General features: G+C 74.6%; 1 protein-coding gene and 1 pseudogene. Both read left to right on the plus strand.

The genetic code is table 11. From position 1 onward, the window contains the following. On the plus strand, nt 1–1,944 hold a 1,944-nt coding region (locus tag AB0J68_RS31320; RefSeq protein ID WP_363942396.1), incomplete at its 5' end, for a penicillin-binding protein 2. Nucleotides 1,945–1,996: 52 nt separating this feature from the next. Beyond that, nucleotides 1,997–2,186 (plus strand): annotated as a pseudogene (locus tag AB0J68_RS31325) (UDP-N-acetylmuramoyl-L-alanyl-D-glutamate--2,6-diaminopimelate ligase); the annotation flags it as partial.

Here is a 2,186-nt window from a genome sequence, read left to right on the forward strand (position 1 = left end):
GACGGCGGCCGGGCCGCCGCCCGTTCGGGCCGGCGGGACGCTCCGGCGGCCGGCCGGGGCGGCGTCGTGCGGACCGTCGCGCCGCGCACCCCGCGCGGGCCGGCCGGCGACGAGCCGCCGCCGCGGCGCCGCACCACGCCGCGCGCGCCCGGCCGCGCCGACCGACGGGCGGCCCGCCGGCCGTCGCGCAAGCCGCCGCGCCCGCCGAAGCTCGCCGATCCGCGGCTGCGGCTGCGCCTGGGCACCGTGCTCACCCTGGCGCTCTTCGTCGTCATCGGGGTGCGGTTGATCTTCCTGCAGGCGGTCGACACCCCGGCCTACGCCGGTGGTGGCGTCGCCGACCGGACCCGCACGGTCGAGCTGCCCGCGCCGCGCGGCGCGATCTACGACTTCCGGGGCGAGCCGCTGGCCCACAGCGTCGAGGCGCGGTACGTGTTCGCCGACCCGACGCTGATCGAGGACCGGCCCGCCACCGCCAAGGCGCTCTCGCCGCTGCTCGGCATCCCGGTGTCCAAGCTCACCGACCTGATGAAGCCCCGCAAGCTGGAGAACGGCAACCCGTCGCGGTTCGAGTACCTGGCCCGGGGGGTGGAGATCCCGGCGGCCAAGCAGGTGCTGGCGTTGGAGCTGCCCGGCATCGGGGTGCACCGCGACGAGCGCCGGGAGGTGCCCGGCGACGACCTGGCGGCCAACCTGATCGGCTTCACCAGCCAGGACATGGTCGGGCTGGAGGGTCTGGAGGCCCGCTACGACGACCTGCTCGCCGGGCAGGACGGCAAGCGGGTGTACGAGGCCGGCCTCGGTGACCTCGCCGCGCCGATCCCCGGCGGCTACAGCAAGACGACCCCGGCCAAGCCGGGCAGTTCGCTGACCCTCACCATCGACCGGGACCTGCAGTTCCGCACCCAGCAGATCCTCAGCGCGGGGATGGCGGGGCAGCGGGGCGCGACCGCCGCCGCCGTGATCATCGACGTCGCCACCGGCGAGGTGCGGGCCCAGGCCAGCGACCCCACCTACAACGCCGCCAAGCCGGTGCCGAGCGATCCGGTCGCCCGCGAGGACGCCGCGACCAGCTTCGTGGTCGACCCCGGCTCGGTGCACAAGGCGATCACCTACGGCGCGGCGCTGCAGGAGGGGGTGATCACCCCGGACACGACGCTGCCCATCGCGAACAGCATCAAGAAGGGGGACACCTGGTTCTCCGACACCCACCCGGCCAACGGCCGGAAGATGAGCGTGCCCGGGATGCTGGCCTTCTCGTCGAACGTCGGCGCGATCACCGTCGCCGACCGGCTCGGCCCGGAGCGGCTGATCGACTACCAGAAGCGGTTCGGGCTGGGCAAGCCCACCGGCGAGGGCCTGCCCGGCGAGGCCAGCGGCCGGCTGCTGCCGGTCGACGAGTGGAGCGGGTCGTCGGCCGGGTCGGTGCCGATCGGGCACAGCGTCGACGCCACGCCGTTGCAGATGGCCGCCGCGTACGCCGCCATCGCCAACGACGGCACGTACGTGCAGCCGCACCTCGTGAAGGAGACGATCGGCCCGGACGGCAAGCGCACCCCCGCGCCGGCGCCGGTCACCCGCTCGGTGCTCAGCCCGCAGAACGCGGCGGCGCTGCGCACCATGCTGGAGGCGGTCACCACGGTCGAGGGCGCCACCGGCACCCTGGCGGCGGTCCCCGGCTACCGGGTCGCCGGCAAGACCGGCACCGGTTGGCGTCTGGTGGACGGCAAGAAGCAGCCGGGCGAGGTGTCCTCCTTCATCGGCATGGCCCCCGCCGAGAAGCCCCGGTACGTGATCGCGGTCTTCGTGTACGCGCCCGGTGGTGGGGGCGCGGCGATCGCCAACCCGGCGTTCCGCGACATGATGCAGTTCACGCTGCGTCACTACCGCGTGCCGCCGTCCCCGAGTGGTTCCGCACCCAAGTTCGTGGTCTATCCGCGCTGACCAGCGGAGGCGCGACATCATCGGTGAGTGCCGACGAACCACCGGGGCGGCTGTGCGGCCGGAACCGGGCGACCGGGTAGGGTCTGACGCCGTGCCCGGCAATCCACGTCCACGTACCGTGACCGGCGTCCGGCTCGGTGACCTCGCCGTCCGGCTCGCCGTCGACCTCCCGGCGGACGCCGCCGACGTGGTCGTCACCGGTGCCACCCACGCCGGGGCGGACTTCCTGGCTGGGGTGGGTG

This window comes from Micromonospora sp. NPDC049580, from assembly GCF_040675595.1.
GTDB lineage: Bacteria > Actinomycetota > Actinomycetes > Mycobacteriales > Micromonosporaceae > Micromonospora.